The 20781-nt window shown below is 62.4% G+C and carries 16 protein-coding genes; 11 read left to right on the top strand and 5 right to left on the bottom strand.

Going from position 1 to position 20781, the window contains the following annotated elements; translation table 11 throughout:
• Positions 1 to 201: 201 nt before the first annotated feature.
• The 3 genes from CQ019_RS09000 to CQ019_RS08990 all read right to left on the bottom strand — a co-directional run bounded on the left by CQ019_RS09000 (position 202) and on the right by CQ019_RS08990 (position 5289).
• Complete coding sequence (locus CQ019_RS09000; protein ID WP_105569502.1) at positions 202 to 2295, bottom strand: ABC transporter ATP-binding protein; 2094 nt, start codon at positions 2293 to 2295, stop codon at positions 202 to 204.
• The gene (locus tag CQ019_RS08995) at positions 2296 to 4029 is read right to left on the bottom strand and encodes an ABC transporter ATP-binding protein (RefSeq protein WP_105569501.1); all 1734 of its coding nucleotides are present in this window, start codon (positions 4027 to 4029) and stop codon (positions 2296 to 2298) included. It lies immediately after the preceding gene.
• A 246-nt stretch (positions 4030 to 4275) separates the two neighbouring features.
• Complete coding sequence (locus tag CQ019_RS08990) at positions 4276 to 5289, bottom strand: LacI family DNA-binding transcriptional regulator (RefSeq protein WP_258133893.1); 1014 nt, start codon at positions 5287 to 5289, stop codon at positions 4276 to 4278.
• A 332-nt stretch (positions 5290 to 5621) separates the two neighbouring features.
• Here CQ019_RS08990 and CQ019_RS08985 point away from each other — a divergent pair, with 332 nt between their 5' ends.
• Genes CQ019_RS08985 through CQ019_RS08970 form a run of 4 tightly spaced genes read left to right on the top strand, consistent with a single transcriptional unit; the run spans position 5622 to position 11136 of the window.
• On the top strand, positions 5622 to 6956 hold the full coding sequence (locus CQ019_RS08985) for an ABC transporter substrate-binding protein (RefSeq protein ID WP_105552673.1): 1335 nt from the start codon (positions 5622 to 5624) through the stop codon (positions 6954 to 6956).
• 5 nt (positions 6957 to 6961) lie between these two features.
• Complete coding sequence (locus tag CQ019_RS08980) at positions 6962 to 7882, top strand: carbohydrate ABC transporter permease (protein ID WP_219843913.1); 921 nt, start codon at positions 6962 to 6964, stop codon at positions 7880 to 7882.
• Positions 7882 to 8718: a carbohydrate ABC transporter permease gene (locus tag CQ019_RS08975; RefSeq protein ID WP_105569499.1), complete on the top strand. Its 837-nt coding sequence runs from the start codon at positions 7882 to 7884 to the stop codon at positions 8716 to 8718. Before CQ019_RS08980 ends, CQ019_RS08975 begins: the two co-directional genes overlap by 1 nt.
• 30 nt (positions 8719 to 8748) lie before the next feature.
• Complete coding sequence (locus tag CQ019_RS08970; RefSeq protein ID WP_308727240.1) at positions 8749 to 11136, top strand: glycoside hydrolase family 3 N-terminal domain-containing protein; 2388 nt, start codon at positions 8749 to 8751, stop codon at positions 11134 to 11136.
• A gap of 16 nt (positions 11137 to 11152) precedes the next feature.
• On the opposite strand, the gene CQ019_RS08965 is transcribed toward CQ019_RS08970, so the two are convergent.
• Entirely contained in the window at positions 11153 to 11836 is a 684-nt protein-coding gene (locus tag CQ019_RS08965) for a GntR family transcriptional regulator (RefSeq protein WP_105569498.1), read from the bottom strand.
• 115 nt (positions 11837 to 11951) lie between these two features.
• Here CQ019_RS08965 and CQ019_RS08960 point away from each other — a divergent pair, with 115 nt between their 5' ends.
• The 7 genes from CQ019_RS08960 to bcp all read left to right on the top strand — a co-directional run bounded on the left by CQ019_RS08960 (position 11952) and on the right by bcp (position 19316).
• Complete coding sequence (locus CQ019_RS08960) at positions 11952 to 12941, top strand: sugar phosphate isomerase/epimerase (protein WP_105569497.1); 990 nt, start codon at positions 11952 to 11954, stop codon at positions 12939 to 12941.
• Between the two features lie 37 nt (positions 12942 to 12978).
• Positions 12979 to 14694 carry a dihydroxyacetone kinase subunit DhaL gene (gene dhaL, locus CQ019_RS08955; protein WP_105569496.1) on the top strand — a complete coding sequence of 572 codons (1716 nt, stop codon included), beginning with the start codon at positions 12979 to 12981 and terminating at the stop codon, positions 14692 to 14694.
• Positions 14695 to 14723: 29 nt separating this feature from the next.
• Positions 14724 to 15191: a ribose-5-phosphate isomerase gene (locus CQ019_RS08950; protein WP_105552668.1), complete on the top strand. Its 468-nt coding sequence runs from the start codon at positions 14724 to 14726 to the stop codon at positions 15189 to 15191.
• A gap of 44 nt (positions 15192 to 15235) precedes the next feature.
• A complete protein-coding gene (locus tag CQ019_RS08945; protein ID WP_105569495.1) occupies positions 15236 to 16201 on the top strand; it encodes a 3-hydroxyacyl-CoA dehydrogenase family protein in 966 nt (321 codons plus the stop codon).
• A gap of 6 nt (positions 16202 to 16207) precedes the next feature.
• On the top strand, positions 16208 to 17011 hold the full coding sequence (locus CQ019_RS08940; protein ID WP_105569494.1) for a triose-phosphate isomerase family protein: 804 nt from the start codon (positions 16208 to 16210) through the stop codon (positions 17009 to 17011).
• Complete coding sequence (locus tag CQ019_RS08935; RefSeq protein ID WP_105569493.1) at positions 17008 to 18432, top strand: GntP family permease; 1425 nt, start codon at positions 17008 to 17010, stop codon at positions 18430 to 18432. Before CQ019_RS08940 ends, CQ019_RS08935 begins: the two co-directional genes overlap by 4 nt.
• Before the next feature lie 404 nt (positions 18433 to 18836).
• Positions 18837 to 19316, top strand: a complete 480-nt coding sequence (gene bcp / locus CQ019_RS08930) for a thioredoxin-dependent thiol peroxidase (RefSeq protein WP_374954788.1) — start codon at positions 18837 to 18839, stop codon at positions 19314 to 19316.
• Between the two features lie 65 nt (positions 19317 to 19381).
• Here bcp and CQ019_RS08925 read toward each other — a convergent pair whose 3' ends face one another.
• The gene (locus tag CQ019_RS08925; RefSeq protein ID WP_219844250.1) at positions 19382 to 20752 is read right to left on the bottom strand and encodes an NAD-dependent succinate-semialdehyde dehydrogenase; all 1371 of its coding nucleotides are present in this window, start codon (positions 20750 to 20752) and stop codon (positions 19382 to 19384) included.
• Positions 20753 to 20781: the final 29 nt, after the last annotated feature.

Raw genomic sequence — 20781 nt, 5'->3', positions numbered from 1 at the left:
TACCAGCGGCGAGCCGCTGCAGGCCGGGGGCGCGCTGCGTTGTGAGACGGCCCAACGCGCGGCACACCCAACGATGGGACGCCAGACCCACACGCAAGCCCCGACCATCAGGCCCTGTTAGCGGATTTTCCCATAAGAAAAGTGGCCCATTTCTCCGAAGAATTCCTTCGAGGAAATGGGCCACCTGCTCCGTGCGACGACCTAGTTTTTCTCGTCCTTGCCGGTAGCTTCCGGCGTCACGGCGCCCGCAACAGGTACGCCACCGGTGACCGGAACCGCGGCGGTATCCGGATTCGCATCCACATCCTCGGCCGGCCCGGCAAACTGCGACTGGTACAGGTTGTAGTAAGCACCCTGGGTAGCCAGCAGTTCCTCATGGTTGCCCTGCTCCACAATCTTGCCCGCTTCCATCACCAAGATGGTGTCCGCGTCACGGATGGTGGACAGGCGGTGGGCAATCACGAAGCTGGTTCGGTCGCTGCGCAGCGCCGCCATGGCCCGCTGCACCAGCACCTCCGTACGCGTATCCACCGACGAAGTAGCCTCGTCCAGGATCAGCAGCGAAGGGTTCGCCACGAACGCGCGGGCGATAGTGATCAGCTGCTTCTCACCGGCGGACACGTTGGTGCCCTCTTCGTCGATGAGCGTGTCATAACCGTCCGGCAGGGCACGCACGAAGCGGTCCACGAAGGTCGCCTTCGCGGCCTCGATGACTTCCTCATCCGTGGCGTCCAGCCGGCCATAGCGGATGTTTTCCATAATGGATCCGCCGAACAGCCACGCATCCTGCAGCACCATGCCAACCTTCGAGCGAAGATCCGCGCGGGACAGCTGGGTGACGTTGACGTTGTCCAGCATGATCCGGCCCGAGTTCAGCTCGTAGAACCGCATCACCAGGTTCACCAGCGTGGTCTTGCCCGCGCCGGTAGGACCGACGATGGCCACGGTGTGCCCCGGGTCCGCCTCGAAGGACAGGTCCTCGATCAGCGGCTGCTCCCGATTGTAGGAGAAGCTCACATTTTCGAAGGAGACGTGCCCGTCGGTGCGTTCCGGAAGCTGGCGCTGGGCATCTTCTGGATCCTGCTCGTCGGCGTCCAGCAGTTCGAAGGTGCGCTCGGCCGAGGCGACGCCGGACTGCAGCATATTCGCGACGCCGGCAATCTGGCCCAGCGGCTGGGTGAACTCTCGCGAGTACTGGATGAATGCGGTGGCATCGCCCAGAGACATCGACCCGGAAGCCACGCGCAACCCGCCGACTACCGCGATGCCCACGTAGGACAGGTAGGACACGAAGTTCATCACCGGCATGATCATGCCGGAGACGAACTGCGCGCCGAAGCTCGCCTTGTACAACTCTTCGTTGCGCGTGGTGAAGCGCTCCACCATGTCGTCCTCGCGGCCGAAGACCTTCATCAGCTCATGGCCGGAGAAGGACTCTTCGATCTGCCCGTTGAGCGCACCGGTGTTCTTCCACTGCGCGGTGAACAGCTTCTGCGCCTTGGAGCCGATAATGCCTGCGCCCACGCCGGACAGCGGCAGCGCCACCAGGGCAATGAGCGCCAGCTGCCAGGAGACCACGAACATCATGATCACGATGCCGATGACGGTCATCAGCGCCTGGACCAGCTGGCTCAGCGCCTGCTGCAAGGCATTCTGGATGTTGTCCACGTCGTTGGTCACGCGGGAGAGGATGTCCCCGCGCTGCCGGCTGTCGAAGTAGTTCAGCGGAAGCCTGTTGATCTTGTCTTCCACATCCTTGCGCAGGTTGTAGACCACCTTCATGACTAGCTTGTTCAACAGCCAGCCCGAGACCCAGGAGAAGATCGAGGCCACGAAGTACATGGCCAGCACGATCAGGATGTACTGCGAGAGCTGGGCGAAATCGATGCCCTGCCCGGGGACAAATTCCACCCGGGAGAGCATGTCCGCCTGGGAGTCCTGCCCGGCATCGCGCATCCCCTGAATGACCTGCTCGGCGGTGGTTCCCGCGGGCAGTTGCATGTCCTTGCCGATCAGCCCGGCGAAGATCACGTCCATGGCGCGGCCCAGGATCCGCGGTGCAATCACCGAGAGCACCACATACACGGTGATCAGCGCGAAGACCACGCTCATGCCCACCTTGTAGGGGCCCATCAGGCCGATGAGCCGCTTGGCCGAAGGCCAGAAGTGCTCGGCCTTGCGCACCGGGGTTTCCTCCCAGCCTCCGGAGGCCGCGGCCACCTCGAACTCGTCTACCTCGGCGAGGGCCGCATCGACTTCGGCGAGCTTCTCGCCGCCTTTTTTCTTCGCTGCCATTTAGGCCACCTCCTCCGCACTGAGCTGGGATGAAACAATTTCTTGGTAGGTTTCCGAGGACTGAAGAAGTTCTTCGTGAGTGCCTCGGGCAACGATCGCCCCATGCTCCAGCACCAGGATCTGGTCTGCCCCGGTAATGGTTGACACGCGCTGGGCAACGATGATTACCGCGGCGTCCTTGGTCGGCTCGTCCAGCGCCGCACGCAGCTTGGCGTCGGTGCTCACGTCCAAGGCGGAGAACGAATCGTCAAAGAGGTAGGTATTGGGTTTCGCGGCCAGCGCGCGGGCGATGCATAGGCGCTGGCGCTGGCCGCCGGAGACGTTGGTGCCGCCCTGGGAGATCCTGGAGTCGAGCTGCTCATCGCGGGCGGCGACAAAATCATCCGCCTGGGCGATGCGCAGCGCTTCCCAGAGTTCTTCTTCGCTGGCCTGCTGGGCGCCGAAGCGCAGGTTGCTGGCCACGGTTCCGGAGAACAGGTAGGGGCGCTGCGGAACTGCCGAAATATTCTCCGAGAGCAGCTCGCGGCCTAGCTCGCGCACCGGAATGCCGCCGATGAGCACCTGACCCTCGGTGGTGTCGTAGAGCCGCGGGATCAGGTTCAGCAAGGTGGTCTTGCCCGAGCCGGTGGACCCGATGATCGCGGTCGTCTGGCCGGGCTTGGCGAGGAATGACACGTCAGAGAGCACCGGTGCGTCCGCACCGGGGTAGCCGAAACTGACGTTGCGGAATTCAACGGTGCCCGGGGTGGGCAGCGCGATGCCGTTGTTCGCCGCGTCGACCATGCTCGGATCGCTGTCGAGCACCTCGCCGATGCGGTCTGCGGAAACCATCGCACGCGGGACCATCATGGCCATGAAGGTACCCATCATGACCGCCATCAGGATCTGGAGCAGGTACTGCAGGAATGCGGTCAGCGCACCGACTTCCACCTGGCCGTTGTCCACGCGATGCCCGCCGAACCACAGCACGGCCGCGGTGGACAGGTGCAGGATCATCGAAATGGCGGGGAACATCAGCACAAACAGATTGCCGACCTTGACCCCGAGGATGGTCAGCTTCTGGTTGGCATCGGCATAGCGTTCGGTTTCATGCTGCTCGCGCACGAACGCGCGCACCACGCGGATACCGGTGATCTGCTCGCGCAGCACGCCGTTGATCCCGTCGATGCGCTTTTGCATATCGCGGAACAGCGGCATCAGCTTGATCACCAGGATGCCGACGACAACCAGCACCAGGGGAACTGCAACCCAGACGAGCCAGGACAATCCCGGATCCTCGCGGATGGCCATGACCACGCCGCCGATGGACATGATCGGCGCGGTGATCATGAAGTTCAGCGCCATCAAGGTGAGCATCTGCACTTGCTGCACGTCGTTGGTGCCGCGGGTGATCAGCGTGGCGGCACCGAATTTGTTCACGTCTTGGGCGGAGAAGGTGGAGACCTTCTCGAACACCGATTGACGGATGTCCCGGCCGACGCTCATCGAGGTCTTGGCCCCGAAGTACACGGCGCCGATCGCCGTGGCAACCTGGATGAAGGCGACCACGAGCATGATTCCGCCGGTCCGCCAGATGTAGTCGACATCGGCATTGACCACACCGGTGTCGATGATCTTGGCGTTCAGGCTGGGTAGATACAGCGTGGCGATCGTGGTGGCCAGCTGCAAGATGACGACGGCGGTGATCCAGCCGGCGTAGGGTTTGCTGTGTCTGAGGATGATCTTCAGAAGCATGAGGTTTTGTCCTTACTCCATCTGCACCGAAGCATCCTGCACCTTCGGATTAAAGGCAGGGTGTTTCGAGCGCGAATGTCAGTCTAGCCCGTGCTGCCGACAGTGAAGATCATCCTTGCGATTGATTTTTGCCAATCATTAATTTCTTCCGAATTCTCGGTGAATATCTGCGCACGCTTGGCGCCGGCTCCCCGCGGACGCGACCGGACAACACCCATCAAAACTCCCGCTCGATAGCTTGCGCCGCTATTTCAAAGAGGCTGTTGATTCGCGGACAACGAGCTTGGTCTCCAACTGAAAAGGGTGGGCAAATCTGCCCGGATCATCGACCAACGCCAGCAGCCGCTCCACGGCAATTTGCCCCATGGAATCCAATGGCTGGCGCACCGTGGTCAACGGCGGAGACATCCACAACGCAGCAGCTACATCGTCAAAGCCAACCACGCTGAGCTTCTGAGGAATTCCAACGCCCAGTTCCTCCGCCGCACGCAGCACACCCAATGCCACATCATCCGAAACCGCAAAGATCGCAGTCGGAGGGTTCTTTGCATGCAGCATTTTCAACGCTGCGGCACGTCCAGATTCAGGCCTGAAGCTACCGCCGGCAATAAGGGATTCATCAACAGGAACGGCGGCTTCTTGCATTGCGGTGCGGAAGCCTTGCAATCGCTCGCCTGCCGGCACGGAATGACGCGGGCCGCTAGCGAATCCGATTCTTCGGTGGCCCAGAGCAAGCAGATGCTCGGTTGCCTGCTTTCCACCTTGCCAGTTGGTGGCCCCGATGGAGACCATATGCTCCGCATTGGGGGCGGAGGGGTCAATGACGATCACCGGCAGTTCATGACTCCGGCACCAGCGGACCTTGCTGTCCTCCAGGAAGGTCGTAACAAGAATCAACCCGGCCACGCCGCTCTTCACCTGCTCGCGAAGCCAAGCCATCGACAGCACATCGTGCCCCCGAGCCTCCCCCTCGATACAGGTATTCACCAGGTCCACCCCAGCACGCTTCGCAGCGCGGATCGCCCCATTCAGCACCGTTGCCGCATAAGGGCTGTCGAAGTGATCGAACACGATAACCACTCGCTTGCTTCCATTGTTCGCTTTCGAACGAGGGCGGGGCGCATATTCCAGGTCTTCGGCAATTGCCGCAATTTTTCGACGCACGGATTCACTGACGTCCCCGCGATCATTAAGTGCCTTTGAAGCCGTAGACATTGACACACCTGCGGCTGCAGCAACGTCCTGAAGGCGAATACCCACAGAGCCACCTCCTAATCATGCGTTCCGCCGAACGCTCAGCACCCGACTGGCATCATCTGTGATGCACGACATAATATATCGCAAATCTGTCAAGAAAATCTACGAAACTTTCGCCATGAGTCTACGGAACAAATGAACGAAAATGAGAATTCCACGCACCCTCCCCACCTATCCCGGCCGAAAATTCGGGAACCCGACGTTTCGGCCAATTCCCCTTGACGAGACCTAGGCCACACTATAACCTTTCTCCACCGTCGCTAACTTTCCGAAACTTTCGTTCATACGTGTCGGTTGAACGTTGTCTCTCCCCTGCCAAGCAAAGGAATCCCGCAATGCGCAACGCCAAGAACTTGCCCTCCTCTTCCTCGCGGAAATTCAGCACCCCTCGACGGCTGCTGGTTTCTGCTGCCATGATTGCCCCGCTGGCCTTGGCCGCCTGCGGGGGCGCACAGCCGGGCGGAGAAGCCAACGGCGAATTCTCCGCTTGGGCACTGACCGGCACCCAGCAGAACGCATTCAAGGATTCCTTCGCCCAGTGGAATGAAAGGAATCAGGAACAGCCCATCGCCGCCGATTTCTTCGCCAACGATGCCTATAAGGAAAAGGTCCGCACCGCCGTCGGTGCCGGCAACGCCCCGACCCTGATTTTCAATTGGTCCGGTGGCACCCTGGCTGACTATGTGGCCAACGGCAATGTGGTGGATCTGACCGGCAAGGTCGATGCGCTGGAAGAACGTGCCATCGAGGCCATCGAGAAGACCGGTGAAGTTGACGGCGTGCAGTACGCCGTCCCAAATAACAGCACCCAGCCAGTGGTGCTCTACACCAACAAGAAGCTCTTCGAACAGGTAGGCGTCGAGGCCCCCGCCACCTGGCAGGAAACCCTCGACGTGGTCAAGGCATTCAAGGCCGAGGGCATCATCCCCTTCGCTGTCGCAGGACAGAGCCAGTGGCCCTACCTGATGTGGATCGCCTACCTGACCGACCGCATCGGCGGCCCGGAGGTCTTCCAGGCCATCCAAAACAATGAACCCAATGCCTGGAGCCACCCGGCGGTCACCGAAGCATTGACCAAGATCCAGGAGCTGGTCGAGGCCGGCGGCTTCGGCGACTCCTACGGCTCGGTGGTCGCCGACGCCAACGCCGACGCCGCCCTGGTCCACACCGACAAGGCCGCCATGCTGCTGCAGGGTTCCTGGCTATACGCCGGATTCAAGGCCGATGCCCCGCAGTGGTATGAGGAAGAGAATCTGGGCTTCGCACCATTCCCAACCATCGATGGTGGCAAGGGCGATCCATCAAATATCGTGGGCAACCCAGCCAACTTCTGGTCGGTTTCGGCCGATGCCTCCGAAGAAGCCCAGCAGGCGGCCTTCGAATACCTCAACGACTACACGCTGAACGAAGAATCGGTTAAGAGCTTCATCGGCCTGGGCCTGGTGCCTTCGGTTGACGGCGCCGAAGAGGCCATTGCCGCCAGTGAGGACGCAGGCTTCCTGGGCTACGCCTACCAGTCGGTACAAAGCGCACCCAATTTCCAGCTCTCCTGGGACCAGGCTCTGGCCCCCGACCAGGCCCAGGTCCTGCTGACCAACCTGTCGCAGATTTTCCAGGGTTCCATCACCCCGGAGCAGTTTGTAGAAGCAATGAACGCAACCATTAAGTAGCCCCCATGCTGATGAAATCCCATACCGCACCCGTGCGTTCGCGCCGACGGCTCGGCACCAACATCGGCCCGAGCACATGGCTGCTGGCGCCCGCGCTCATCTTCTTTGCCATCTTTGCCCTGGTTCCGCTGTTGGGCGTGGCCGTACTCTCATTCATGCACTGGGATGGGCTTGGCACCCCGTCCTTCGCAGGCCTGTCCAACTGGCAGCAAACCTTCACCAACCCGGTCACTCTGAACGCCATGTGGCTCACCTTTGCCATGACCGTGCTGTGCTACCTCACCCAGGCACCGATCTCCATTCTGGTTGGCGTGTTCATGGCCGGCGAGCAGAAGTACCGTGCCGTGTACTCGGTGCTCTACTTCCTTCCGCTGCTGTTCTCTGCAGCCGCCGTGGGCATCGCCTTCAAGGCACTGCTGGACCCGAATTTCGGGTTGTCCAAGGCCTTCAACATTGCGCTGCTGAGCCAGGACTGGCTCGGCAGCACCGACCTGGTCTTCTACGTACTGATTTTCGTGATCTCGTGGTGTTTCGTTCCTTTCCACTCGTTGCTGTACCAAGCAGCCGTTAAGCAGATTCCCACCTCCATGAATGAGGCGGCCATGCTCGACGGGGCCGGACGGGTGCGCACCTTTTTCTCGGTCACGCTCCCGCAGATCAAGTACACGGTCATCACCAGCTCCACCCTGATGATTGTCGGGTCCCTGACCTACTTCGATTTGGTGTTCGTCATGACCAACGGCGGCCCGGGCAATGCCACGCGCATCCTGCCGCTGGATATGTACCTCACCGGTTTCCGCAGCTACCAAATGGGTGCGGCCAGCGCCATCGCGGTGATCCTGGTGGTGGTGGGCTTGGCGGTCTCACTGTTGCTGAACAGATTCAGCGGCACCGACCAGATGGAAAGCCAGCAGGAGGGCGCCTAATGAAATCGCAAATCAAAACCGGGTACGCGCCGAACGTTCCCGGCGGCCTCGCGGCGACCTTCTGGTTGCTGGTCACCGTGGTGCCGATCTACTACATCGTGGTCACCAGCCTGAAGCCGCGCCAAGAGTACTTCGGGTCCAACCCGCTGGCGTGGCCCCAGAATCTCACCTTCGAAGCGTACGGCAGGGTCCTGGAAAACGACTTCGCACTGTATTTCTTCAACTCTGCGCTGGTCACCGTCGTGTCAGTGGGCGTGGTGCTGATCATTTCGCTGCTGGCCAGCTACGTGATTGTGCGCAACCGCGGCGCTTTCGCGAAATTCAGCCACCGGCTGTTCCTGTTGGGCATTGCGATCCCCATCCAGGCGACCATCATCCCGGTCTATTACATGATTGTGAAAATGGGTCTGTATGACTCGTTGCTGGCATTGATCCTGCCGAGCATCGCCTTCGCCATTCCGATCAGCGTCTTGATCCTGACCAACTTCCTGCGCGATGTGCCTTCCTCGCTCTACGAGGCAATGACGCTGGACGGTGCCAGCCACTGGCAGATGTTCCGGTTGCTGGTACTGCCCTTGTCCAAGCCGGCCATCATGGCCGTAGGTATCTACAACGCATTGCAGGTGTGGAATGGCTTCCTCTTCCCGCTGGTCCTGACCCAGAGCTCGGAAGTGCGCGTGTTGCCACTGTCCCTGTGGACCTACCAGGGCGAATTCGCGGTAGACATCCCAGCGGTGCTTGCCGCAGTGGTCCTCTCCTGCGTCCCTCTCCTCGCTGCCTATATTGTCGGCCGCCGCCAGCTGGTGGCGGGCCTGACTGCTGGCTTCAGCAAGTAACCCCCAAAAAAACTTCTGTAAAGGAACCTTGTGAACTACGAGAATTCGATCTGGCGTGACACCGGCCAGCCTATTTCCACCCGCGTCGAGGCATTGATGGCCGAGATGACAATCGAAGAAAAGGTCTCCCAGCTCGGTTCCTTCTGGATTCGACCGGCAGAGCGCAATAGCAATGGTGAAGGCAATGTGGCCCCAATGGAGAACACCTTCTCCAAGGACCAAGCCAGTTTCGACACCGAGATTGTCGATGGATTGGGGCAGATCACCCGCGCTTTCGGTTCAGCCCCGCGTGATCCGGCCGCGGGCCGGGCACGTCTGGCCGAGCTGCAGCGCAAGGTCGTGGCGGCAAACCGCTTTGGCATTCCGGCATTGGCTCATGAAGAATGCCTGACCGGCTTCACCACCTTGGGTGCCACCTGTTACCCCGCCTCGATTGCGTGGGGTGCCAGCTGGGATCCGCAATTGGTCAATGAGATGGCCACGCGCATCGGCGCGGATATGAAGAAGGCCGGAGTGCACCTCGGGCTGTCCCCGGTGCTTGATGTGGTGCGCGATTACCGCTGGGGCCGGGTAGAAGAAACACTGGGCGAAGATCCGCACCTGGTCTCTGAGCTGTCCACCGCCTATGTGCGCGGCATCCAGGACTCCGGTGTCCACGCCACGTTGAAGCACTTCGCCGGATACTCCGCCTCCCGTGCCGGACGCAACCACGCCCCGGTGACCATTGGGCATCGTGAATTCGAGGATGTCATCCTTCCTCCCTTCGAGCGTGCGGTGCGCGAAGCCGGCGTGAAATCGGTGATGAACTCCTACTCGGATGTCGATGGCGAAACCCCGGCGGCTAGCCACCGGCTGCTCACCGAAGTGCTGCGTGAACGCTGGGGCTTTACCGGCACCGTGGTCTCGGACTATTGGGCCATCAGCTTCCTGGAAACCATGCACCGGATTGCCAAGGACCAGGATGAAGCGGGCATCCTCTCGCTGGCCGCCGGCATGGACGTGGAACTTCCCGAAACCAATGCCTTCCGCAATCTGGCCCAAGCCGTGGCCGATGGCCGACTCAACGCCGAAATACTGGACACCGCGGTGCGCCGCGTGCTGGTGCAAAAAGCCGAGCTCGGGCTGCTCAATGCGGATTGGTCGCCGGAAGCGGACTGGGAAGGCGATCAGGTTGATTTCGACTCGGCAGCCAACCGCGCCCATGCAGGCAAGATGGCCGAAGAATCCATCATCCTGCTTAGGAACACCGGGCTGCTGCCGCTTGGTGGGCCATCGGCCCCGGAATCCATCGCCGTGGTGGGCCCTTCGGCCACCCAACCGCGAGCCCATCTGGGATGCTACTCCTTCACCAACCATGTGCTCTCGCGCTTCTTCGGCGAAGATGTGCATGGCATCGAATTGCCTACGATCCTTGATTCGCTGATCTCGGCTCCGGCGCTGGCCGGAGCCGAGATCAGCTACGAGCGCGGTGTCGATTTCACCGATATGGATGACAGCGGCATTGCCGCCGCGGTAGCGGCGGCTCGCGCGGCCCAGGTGGCCATTGTGACCGTGGGTGACCTCGCGGGCCTCTTTGGCCGTGGCACCTCCGGCGAGGGTTGCGATGTGGTGGATCTTTCGTTGCCGGGCCGGCAGGCTGACCTGGTGGAAGCCGTTCTGGCTACCGGCACTCCGACCATTTTGGTCTTGGTGACCGGACGCCCGTACTCCCTCGGTGCCTTCGCGCAGCGGGCGGCCGGAATTGTGCAGGCATTCATGCCAGGTGAGGAAGGCGGACCGGCTCTCGCTTCGGTACTGACCGGAGATGTCAATCCTTCGGGCAAGCTGCCGGTGCAGATTCCCGATCATATTGGCGGACAGCCGGGCACCTATCTCCAACCCCCGTTGGGTTGGTACTCCGATGGTGTCTCCAACCTTGATCCACGGCCGCTGTATCCCTTCGGGCACGGGCTGTCCTATACCGATTTCGAGCTGCGCGATCTGCAGATTTCGGATGCGGAAATCGCCAATGACGGTACCGTGGACATCTCGGTGACGCTCACCAACACCGGCGATCGTTCGGGAGCGGAGGTCATCCAGCTCTACCTGCGAGATGAGGTCGCCTCGGTAGTTCGGCCCCGTCGCTGGCTGACCGGCTTTGCGAAGGTGGCGCTGAAGGCTGGCGAGTCCAAGCGCGTGAGCTTCACGGTGCATGCGGATCGCACCTCGTTCACCGGGCTGGAAAACCAGCGCATTGTGGAGCCTGGCAGCTTTGCCGTGGAGGTTGGCAACAGCAGCGAGGAACTGCCGCTGACCGGTTCCTTCACGATTACCGGAGAGGTACGCGAAGTGCCCGAAGGAAGAGTCATGGATACGCCGGTGCAGGTGAACGCCGTGGATTCACCGCATTTCCAGGAAGCTGCACCCAGCGGAGCCTAGCTCCGCCGGCGAATAGCTATTCGCTGCTGTCTTCCACCGCTCGCCGCCCGACGCCTTCAAGATGCTTTTCCATGGCTGCTCGGGCGGCTTGCGGATCCCCGGCCTGGAAGGCCAGCAGGATCTTGGTGTGTTCGGAGATGGCGCAGTCAGCATCCGTGACGCCGCGTCCGGCGAAGAGCCGGAAGCGCTGCACCTGTCCGCCTAGGGCCTGGAAGGCAGTGAGTAAAAAGGGGTTGCCGGTAAATTCTGCGATGAGTCGGTGAAAGTCCTCATCGGCTTTCCAGTAATCCCGGAATTCGCTGTAGGACCCGCCGGTCGGCGCGGTGCGCAGCCGCTCGATGGTGTCGGCGAGCTGCTCTACCATTTCCCCGTCGGCCCGGGCGCAGGCCAATTCCGCATTTTCGGCTTCGATCAGTTTTCGAACGGCTACCAGCTGGCCATGTTCCTCTGCCGTCATCAATGGAGCCACCCGATACCCCTTGAGGGCCGCGCGGCGCACCATCCCGGTGTGTTCCAACCGCGCCAAGGCTTCTCTCACCGGTGTCGGCGAGACACCTAGATCACGGGCAATTCCGTCGATGCTCAACGAAGCATCCGCCTCAAACCGCCCATCGATCAGGGCGGCGAGGAGCTCCTCATACACGCGATCGGCCAGAACCTGGCGTGAGGGTAGCGAGGTTTGGGAAAAGACGGAAGCCATCAAACCATCATATATTCGTCGGCGTTCATTGGGGCCACCTTTCAGGTCCATCTATTGACATGGATCACACTTTCCTAGATCCTATAGGAAATAGGATTCAAATATTGGAGGCAGAATGCCCTATACAGCAGCCGACTGGCCGATCACCGCAGCCCTGTTGCAGTTCCCCCATGAGCTGCCCGCCGGCGGCACCGTCCAAGATGCCGACGCATCGGTGTGGTTGGACGTTTTCACCGAAGTCCGCGAAGCCGGATTCACCAACGTTGATCTCTTTGATGGCTGGGTCCGCCCCGGAGACCTCAGTGCCAAGCGCCTCGATGAGCTCAAGGCCACCGCGCAAGCGGCCGGCGTCGGCGCACCAGCCATTTCGGCCATCCGACGCAGCGTGATCGATGCACAAAGCTGGGAAGGCAATCTCGCCTACAGCCATCGCACCCTCGAAGCCGCCGCCCACTTGGGTTGCGAAGTTGTCTCCTTCGGCCTGCACCAGGCTTTGACACCAGCCCAGCGCGAACAGCTGTGGTTCTGGACCGTTGAAGGACATCAAGATCCGGTGGGCGATAGCGAAACTTGGGATAAAGCGGTAACGCGAATCCGCGAACTGGGCACCCATGCAGCAGAGCTTGGCCTCCTGGTCTCCTTGGAAATGTACGAAGACACCTACCTCGGCACCGGCGACTCAGCCGTGCGCCTGCTGCAAGACATCGATCTTCCCAACGTCGGGCTCAACCCGGACCTGGGCAATCTGGTCCGGGTGCACCGCCGGATTGAGGACATCCATGAGCTCATCGCCAAGACCATGCCCTATGCCAACTACTGGCATGTGAAGAACTACCTGCGCGATGAAAACTTGGCCCGGGGTCATTTCTCAGCCATGCCGGCCCCGCTGGAATCCGGCGTGATCAGCTACCGCGAAGCCTTCAAGGCAGCCCTCGAACACGGCTTCCAAGGCATCATCTGCACCGAGCATTACGGCGGAGACGGACTGAGCGTCAGCGCCACCAACCAGCGCTACCTGCGCGAGCAGATCCTGCCCAAAACCACCGGCTACCAGCTCGGCACCCCGCTCGTAGCCCAGGGCCGGCAGCAACTCCAAGCTTCCTAACTCGTTTCCCAACAAGCACAAGCAGGTTCCAGAAGACATGACAAAAATCTTTGACGATCCCACCGGATTCGCCGATGCGGCCATCGACGGTTTGGTCGCGGCCCACCGCCACCGCCTCGAACGCGTGGACGGCGGCGTGGTTCGTGCCAGCGAAATGACGCAGAACCAGGTCGCCGTGGTCATCGGCGGCGGTTCGGGACACTACCCGGCCTTCGCCGGACTGGTAGGCCCCGGCCTGGCCGCCGGCTCCGCCTGCGGAAATCTCTTCGCTTCGCCTTCGGCCGGACAGATTTACCGTGTGGCCAAGGCCGCCTCCACCGGAGGCGGGGTGCTGCTCAGCTACGGCAACTACGCCGGCGACGTGCTGCATTTCGGCCAGGCGCAAGACCGATTGAACGCCGAGGGAATCCAAACTCGCACCGTGGTGGTCACCGACGATATTGCCAGCGCCCCTGTGGAGCGCCGGCATGAACGCCGCGGAATCGCCGGAGACCTCACCGTCTTCAAGATCGCCGGGGCTGCCTCGGAAGAAGGCGCAGACCTCGATGAAGCAGTCCGACTGGCCGAGAAAGCCAATGAGCGGACCCGCAGCCTGGGCGTAGCCTTTGATGGTTGCACCCTGCCCGGCGCCGAAGCCCCGTTGTTCCACGTGCCAGAACAGAGCATGTCGCTGGGTCTGGGCATCCACGGTGAACCAGGAATCTCCGACCATCAGTTGCCTACCTCCCGAGAGCTGGCGGAATTGCTGGTCTCCCAGCTGCTTGAGGAGCGTCCTTCCGCTGCCGGGGCCCGGGTAGTACCTATTGTCAATGGCCTGGGCACGGTGAAATACGAGGAACTCTTTGTGCTCTTCGGACACGTAGAACGCCTGCTGACCGCCGCCGGATTGCAGGTCGTTGAGCCCGAATGCGGTGAACTGGTCACCAGCCTGGACATGTCCGGTGCCTCGCTGACCCTCTTCTGGGTGGACGAGGAGCTTGAACGGCTATGGCGCGCCCCTGCCGATACACCTGCATTCCGGCGCGGCAACGTCACTACCGCAGCTCGACGCACCTTCGCGGTGGCCGACACTGCGGAGCTCGCCCACGAAGCAGCCACCGAGTTCTCCGCGCAGCTCGGCCAGCAAGCGGCCAGCCTGCTGGAAACTACGCGTGAAATCATCGTGCGCCACGAAGCGGAACTGGGAGATCTCGATGCCATCGCCGGGGACGGCGACCACGGGATCGGCATGCGCCGCGGCATCGAAGCAGCACTCGGCGCCGCCCAAGCCGCCGCCGGGGCGCAGAGCGTGCGCGAGGTCCTGGCGGCCGCCGGTGAAGCATGGAGCGAGAAGGCCGGCGGAACCTCCGGCGCCCTGTGGGGCGCGGGAATCACCGCTTTCGGTGAGTCTCTGGGCAACCGTGAACAGTACGGCCCTGCAGACCTGGCCCAAGCCGTCGAGGCCTTTAGCGATGCGGTCATCACCTTGGGCAAAACGGATCTGGGTGACAAGACCATGGTTGATGCCCTGCACCCCTACACGGCAGCCATCCGGGAAGGCATCGAAGCCGGCCAGCCCCTGGGCCAAATCTTGGAACGCAGCGCCAGCACCGCCCGGGAAGCGGCCCTGGCAACCTCGAATCTGCGTCCGAAGAAGGGTCGTGCCCGTCCGCTGTCGGAGAAGTCGCTTGGCCATCAAGACCCCGGAGCGTATTCCTTTGCGCTGATCGTTGCCGGTCTCTCCGCGCAGCATGCCAACAGCACCTTGGCCTAGCCCAACCGAGCACAACAGAAAAGGACAACATGGAAAAGACACTGAAGATCATCATCGGCAATGACGAAGCCGGAGTGGACTACAAGGTAGCACTGAAGGCCTTCTTGGAAGCCGATGACCGCGTGGAATCCGTAGTGGATGCCGGGGTTGGTCCCGATGATTCCACCGCCTACCCGCACGTCGCGGTCGCGGCTGCAAGGCGGGTGGCTGCTGGCGAAGCTGACCGCGCGTTGCTGATCTGCGGCACCGGATTGGGCGTGGCCATCGCCGCCAACAAGGTTCCAGGCATCCGCGCCGTTACGGCTCATGACTCCTATTCCGTAGAACGATCAGTGCTCAGCAATAATGCACAGGTGCTGACCTTCGGGCAACGGGTCATCGGCTTGGAGCTGGCCAAGAAGCTGGCCTCCGAATGGCTCGGCCACCAGTTTGATGCCTCCAGCGGCTCAGCGGCCAAGGTCGATGCGATCTGCTCCTACGAGCCCGAAACCAACTGAACCCACCATAGGGTCAGCGAATCCCCTTCTACGAAAGACTCATCATGGACATCAAAGTAGCAATTATCGGTTCCGGTTACATGGGCGGCGGCATTGGCCAGGTGCTGGCCTTGGCCGGTGCACGCGTAGCCTTGGCCGACACCTCGGCAGAAATCGCACAGAAGAATCTGGAACGCCTGTTGGCCGAATCAGTTGATTTCGAATCCCGCGGACTGTTCCCAGAAGGTGCCACCGAGACCCTGAAACGGAACCTTTCTGCCGCGGCCTCCTTGGAAGAAGCTGTCGCCGGTGCCGACTTCATCGAAGAAGCCGTCCCCGAAGTTCTGGATATCAAGCACGAGACCCTGCGCCGGATCAGCGCGGCCGCCTCGGCAACCGCGGTGATCGGTTCAAACACCTCGACCATCTCCATTGGCGACATGGCGACCGCAGTGGCCAATCCGGAGCGCTTCCTGGGCGTGCACTTCTCCAATCCTTCCCCGTTCATTCCCGGCGTGGAAATCATTCCCCACGAAGGCACTTCGCAGGATGCGATCGACACGGCCGTCGGCTATGTCGAAGCCACCGGCAAGGAAACCGCCGTGGTCAAGGATGTTACCGGGTTCGTCCTGAACCGCTTGCAGTATGCGCTCTTCCACGAGGCCACCCAGCTGGTGGAAGACGGCGTCGCCTCCGCCGAGGCCATTGACACCCTGGTGCGCACCACTTTCGGATTCCGTTTGCCGTTCTTCGGTCCCTTCGCAATTGCCGACATGGCCGGGCTGGACGTCTACAACTTCTGCTACACGTCCTTGCAAACCGATTTCCCCGAACGGTTCGCCACCCCGGCGATCCTCACCGAGAAGATCGAGGCCGGCCAGCTCGGCACCAAGTCGGGCGGGGGATTCCTGGACGTCCCGGCCGATCAGCTCGAAAGCCTCATCGCCTACCGCAACGAGGCCTACGTCAAGATGGGCCAGCTGCTCAAGGAACTCGGTCCGGCGCCGCTGGCCTCGGTCACCGCCGAGTAGCGTCCCATGGCCGTCATCGATCGTCCGCGCTCCCTCTACATCGGCGTGAGCACAAAAATGTACCTCGGCTACCGGCAGTCGCTCACCTGGCTGGAGGGGGTGCGCCGCGAGCTGCTCGCCCGCAGCGCGGGCGCCCAGGATTTCGGCGGGCGGGACGTGATTCCCTTTGCGGCGCCGTCCTTCCCCGTGCTGGAATCCGCGGCGCGGATCCTTGAGGGCACCGGTTGCCAGCTGGCCGCGCAGAACTGCTCAGCGGCGGACGGCGCCCTGACCGGCGAGGTCAGCGCCGGCATGCTTGCCGAGGTCGGGGTGCGGATCGTGGAGATCGGGCATGCCGAACGCCGCTCCGGCTTCGGCGAAGACGACGGTGTGGTGGCCGCCAAGGTGCGTGCGGCTACCGCCGCCGGGCTGACCCCGCTGCTGTGCGTCGGCGAGCTGGAGCGCGGTGCTGCGCAAGCCGCCGCCGCGCAGTGCCTGCGGCAGATCGCCGCGGCCCTGGGCACGGGGACGGAATCCAGCATCGACCCGTCCGCCGTGCTGCTCGCCTACGAACCTGTCTGGGCGATCGGCGCCGCCGCGCCGGCCTCCCCCGGCCACGTTAACTCGGTGCTGGAAATCATCCGGGGGCAGCTGACCGTGCCGGGCTCCCCCGTGGTGCTCATCTACGGCGGCAGCGCCGGCCCCGGCCTGCTGCCGCGCTTGCCGGAGGCCGACGGCCTCTTCCTGGGCCGCTTCGCCCATGCCCCGGCCAACTTCGGCGCCGTGCTCGACGAGGCGCGCGCCCGCCAACTTCACCTGGAGACCCCATGACATCACCGTCCACGCTCGTGCTGGCCGCAGCCGCGGCACCCGAGGCCACGCTGCCCGTGCCCGTCCTGCTGCTGATCGCGGTCCTGGCGATCGCCGTGCTGCTGTTCCTGATCATGAAGGTCCGCCTGCACGCGTTCTTCTCGCTGATCATCGTCAGCCTGCTCACGGCCATCGCCGCCGGCGTGAGTGCCGCGGACCTGCTGGAAACCATCGTCGGGCCGTTCGGCAAAACACTGGGAAACGTTGCCATGCTGGTCGGTTTCGGTGCCGTGCTGGGACGGATCGTGGAAACCTCCGGGGGCGCCCAGGTCATCTCCGAGAAGCTGATCGGGCTCTTCGGCGAGAAGCGCGCGCCCCTGGCGCTGTCGGTGGCATCGCTGCTCTTCGGCTTCCCGATCTTCCTGGACGCCGGATTCATCGTCATGCTGCCCATCATCTATACGGTGGCTCGGCGGGTCGGCGGCGGCCTGCTGAAGTACGCGTTGCCGGCGGCCGGAGCATTCCTCGTCATGCACGCACTCGTGCCACCGCACCCGGGACCGGTCGCGGCGGCCGGCATCGTCGGCGCCGACGTCGGACTGGTGCTCATGGTGGGCCTGCTGGTCGGCCTGCCCACCTGGTACGTGGCAGGCTACCGGCTCTCCTTGCTCCTCGCGGCGCGGACGCAGCGGATCTCCGTACCCGAACTGCTCGGGACCAGGCAGGAAGCGGACCAGGCGGTCCTGCCACGCTTCGCACTGGTGCTGAGCCTGCTGCTTTTGCCGCTGGTGCTGATTTTCATGAATACCGGCATCAAGACCCTGCAAGCCACCGGCGTGGTCCCGGAGGACGCCCTCTGGGCGCAGATTCTCGTCTTCCTCGGCAACACCCCGATTGCCCTGCTGATCTCCGCCTTGCTGGCGATGTACCTGCTGTTGGTCCGGCCACACGAAGGCCCGATCGGTTCGGCGCTGGAGAAGGTCGTCGATGACTCCCTCGCCCCGGTCTGCTCGATCATCCTGATCACCGGCGCCGGCGGAATCTTCGGCGGCGTCCTCACGGCGACGGGCATTGGAGGCGCCATGGCATCCAGTCTCCAAGCCGTCGGCATGCCGCTGATTCTGGCTGGATTCCTGATCGCCGTGATCATGCGCGTTGCCCAGGGGTCGGCCACCGTCGCTGGAACCACGGCGGCGGGACTCATGGCCCCGGCGGTCGCCGCATCCGGTGACCAATCACCGCTGGCGCTGGCCTGCATCGTGGTGGCGATCGTCGCCGGTGCGATCACCCTCTCCCACGTGAACGATTCCGGATTCTGGCTGGTCAGCCGCTTCCTGGGTCTGTCAACGAAGACCGCCCTGTCAACCTGGACGGTCATCGCCACCGCCGTCGGAGTGATGAGCTTCGCCCTGTGCTGGTTGCTCTACGTCTTGGTTGCCTAGCGCGTTTAGGCCGGCCGGCACCGAATCACCGGCCTTTAGCTGACAAACTCCCCAGCGGACCCAAAAGTTCGCTGGGGAGTTTGCTGCATCCAGATGGAAGTCGCTGAACCCACGGCGCGGGAACCGGATTGCGTCGGCCCGGCGACCCAAGGTTCTTGAACCCTGGGCAACCCAGTTGCCCAGCCAAGTCCTGCCAACCGCTAGCTGCCGAAAGTCGGCGGCGCGATCCCATCGCGCTTGGTATGTTCGAGGTCATTCAACTTCTCGGACGGAACTGTCACGATGTACTAGTTCTATGTACAGGAGCATCATTGAGCACCTCAGGATGCCGGGGCCGAAAGCCCTAGAGATCTACCCAAACTAGTCGTAGAATGAAAACTAATTATCGTTATACGAAAGTTGGAATGATGTCAGAACAAGCAGTTAAATTGGTTGCGGGTCAGCCGGCACCAGAATTTACCCTGCGCGATGCACAGTCCGAAGAGGTTTCGCTGTCCGACTTCGCAGGCCAGAACGTCATCGTCTACTTCTACCCCAAGGCAGCGACCCCAGGCTGCACCACCGAGGCCTGCGATTTCCGCGACAATCTCAACTCGCTGAAGAGCGCCGGCTACTCAGTCTTGGGCATTTCCCCGGACGAGCCGGCGGAGATCGCAAAGTTCGCCACCGATGAGTCGCTGAATTTCCCGCTGCTTTCGGACCCGGAGAACCTCGTGGCCAAGGCCTACGGCTCCTTCGGCGAGAAGAGCTTCGGAGAAAAGACCTTTGTCGGCACGCTGCGCTCCACCGCCGTGGTTGCTCCGGACGGCACGATCAGCCAGATTGAATACGCCGTGGATGCGAAGGGACATGTCTCCAGGCTTCGCGAAAAGCTGGGCGTTTAACCACCAGCGGGCCTGTTTCCCAGAGATTTCTGGGAAACAGGCCCGCTGCCAAACTCACCAGTCGGCTAGCGCCCCGCGACCTTCACCAGCTTGTGGTTGATGAACTCGGTCATGCCGTACTTGCCCAGCTCCCGGCCGATCCCCGAGCGCTTCACTCCGCCGAATGGCAATTCGGCCGCCGAGGCCGAAGGTTCGTTGATGGCCACCATTCCGCTTTCCAGCCGCGCGGCGATCCGCTCGGCGCGCGCCAGGTCCTTGGTGTGGACCGAGGCACCCAATCCGTAGTCAGAGTTGTTGGCCAACGCGATAGCTTCTTCCTCGCCGTCCACCTTGTAGAGCACCGCCACCGGCCCGAAGAGCTCCTCGGAGAAGGCGCGCATTTCAGGGGTGACATCGGCCAGGATGGTCGGTTCGTAGTAGGCGCCGACGCCTTCGATCCGCTTGCCGCCGGTGAGCACCGTGGCGCCCTTGTCGATGGCGTCCTGCACCTGTTCCGCCAGACCTTCGCGGGCCGCCGCCGAAGACAGCGGGCCGAGAAAGGTCTCGGCCTGGGTTGGATCGCCGACCTTGATGGCGGACACCTGTTCGGCGAGCGCCCGGGAGAAGTCCTCATACACCGAGGAATCCACGATGAACCGCTTGGCCGAGTTGCAGGCCTGCCCGGTATTGCCGAAGCGGGCCCGCATGCCGAGCTTCGCGGTCCGTTCCACATCGACGTCGGGCAGCACCAGGAAGGGATCAGAACCGCCCAATTCCAGGACCACCTTCTTCAGATTGCGTCCGGCGACCTCTGCCACCGCCGCGCCCGCGCGTTCGGAGCCGGTCAGCGAGACGCCCTGGATGCGGCGGTCCGCGATGATCTCGGCCGCCTGCTCATTGGTGGCGAAGATGTTCAGGTAGGCGCCGTGCGGCGCTGCGGCTTCATGGAAGATCTGCTCCATGGCCAGCGCGGATTCGGGGCACTGCGGTGCGTGCTTGAGCAGGATCGTATTGCCGTTCATCAAGTTGGGCGCCGCGAAGCGCGCCACCTGGTAGTACGGGAAATTCCACGGCATGATGCCCAGCAGCACGCCGACCGCTTCCTTGCGCACCAGCGCCTTGCCGCCCGAGGCAATTTCCAGTTCTTCATCTTCCAAGAACTTCGGACCGTTCTTGGCGTAGTAGCGGTAGATGGACACCACGATGCCGATCTCACCGAGCGACTGCTTCTTCGGCTTGCCCATCTCACGGGTGATGATCCCGGCAAGCTCTTCGGCACGCGCTTCATAGATATCTGCCACGCGTTCGAGCAGGGCTACGCGGTCGGCCAGCGCAGAGACGGACCATTGCCCATAGGCTTGATGGGCGGTGGTAATCGCGGTCTGGATTTGCGCGTCCGAGGCGATGGGGTAGGTTGCTTCCACGACTCCGGTGGCAGGATTCGTTACTGCGTACATATTCATGCTCCTTCGCTTGGTGGCTTTTC

The organism is Arthrobacter sp. MYb229, assembly GCF_002975405.1.
Lineage (GTDB): Bacteria > Actinomycetota > Actinomycetes > Actinomycetales > Micrococcaceae > Glutamicibacter.
Note: the sequence above shows the minus strand (reverse complement) of the source record. Positions and strands in the feature narration are given on the sequence as shown.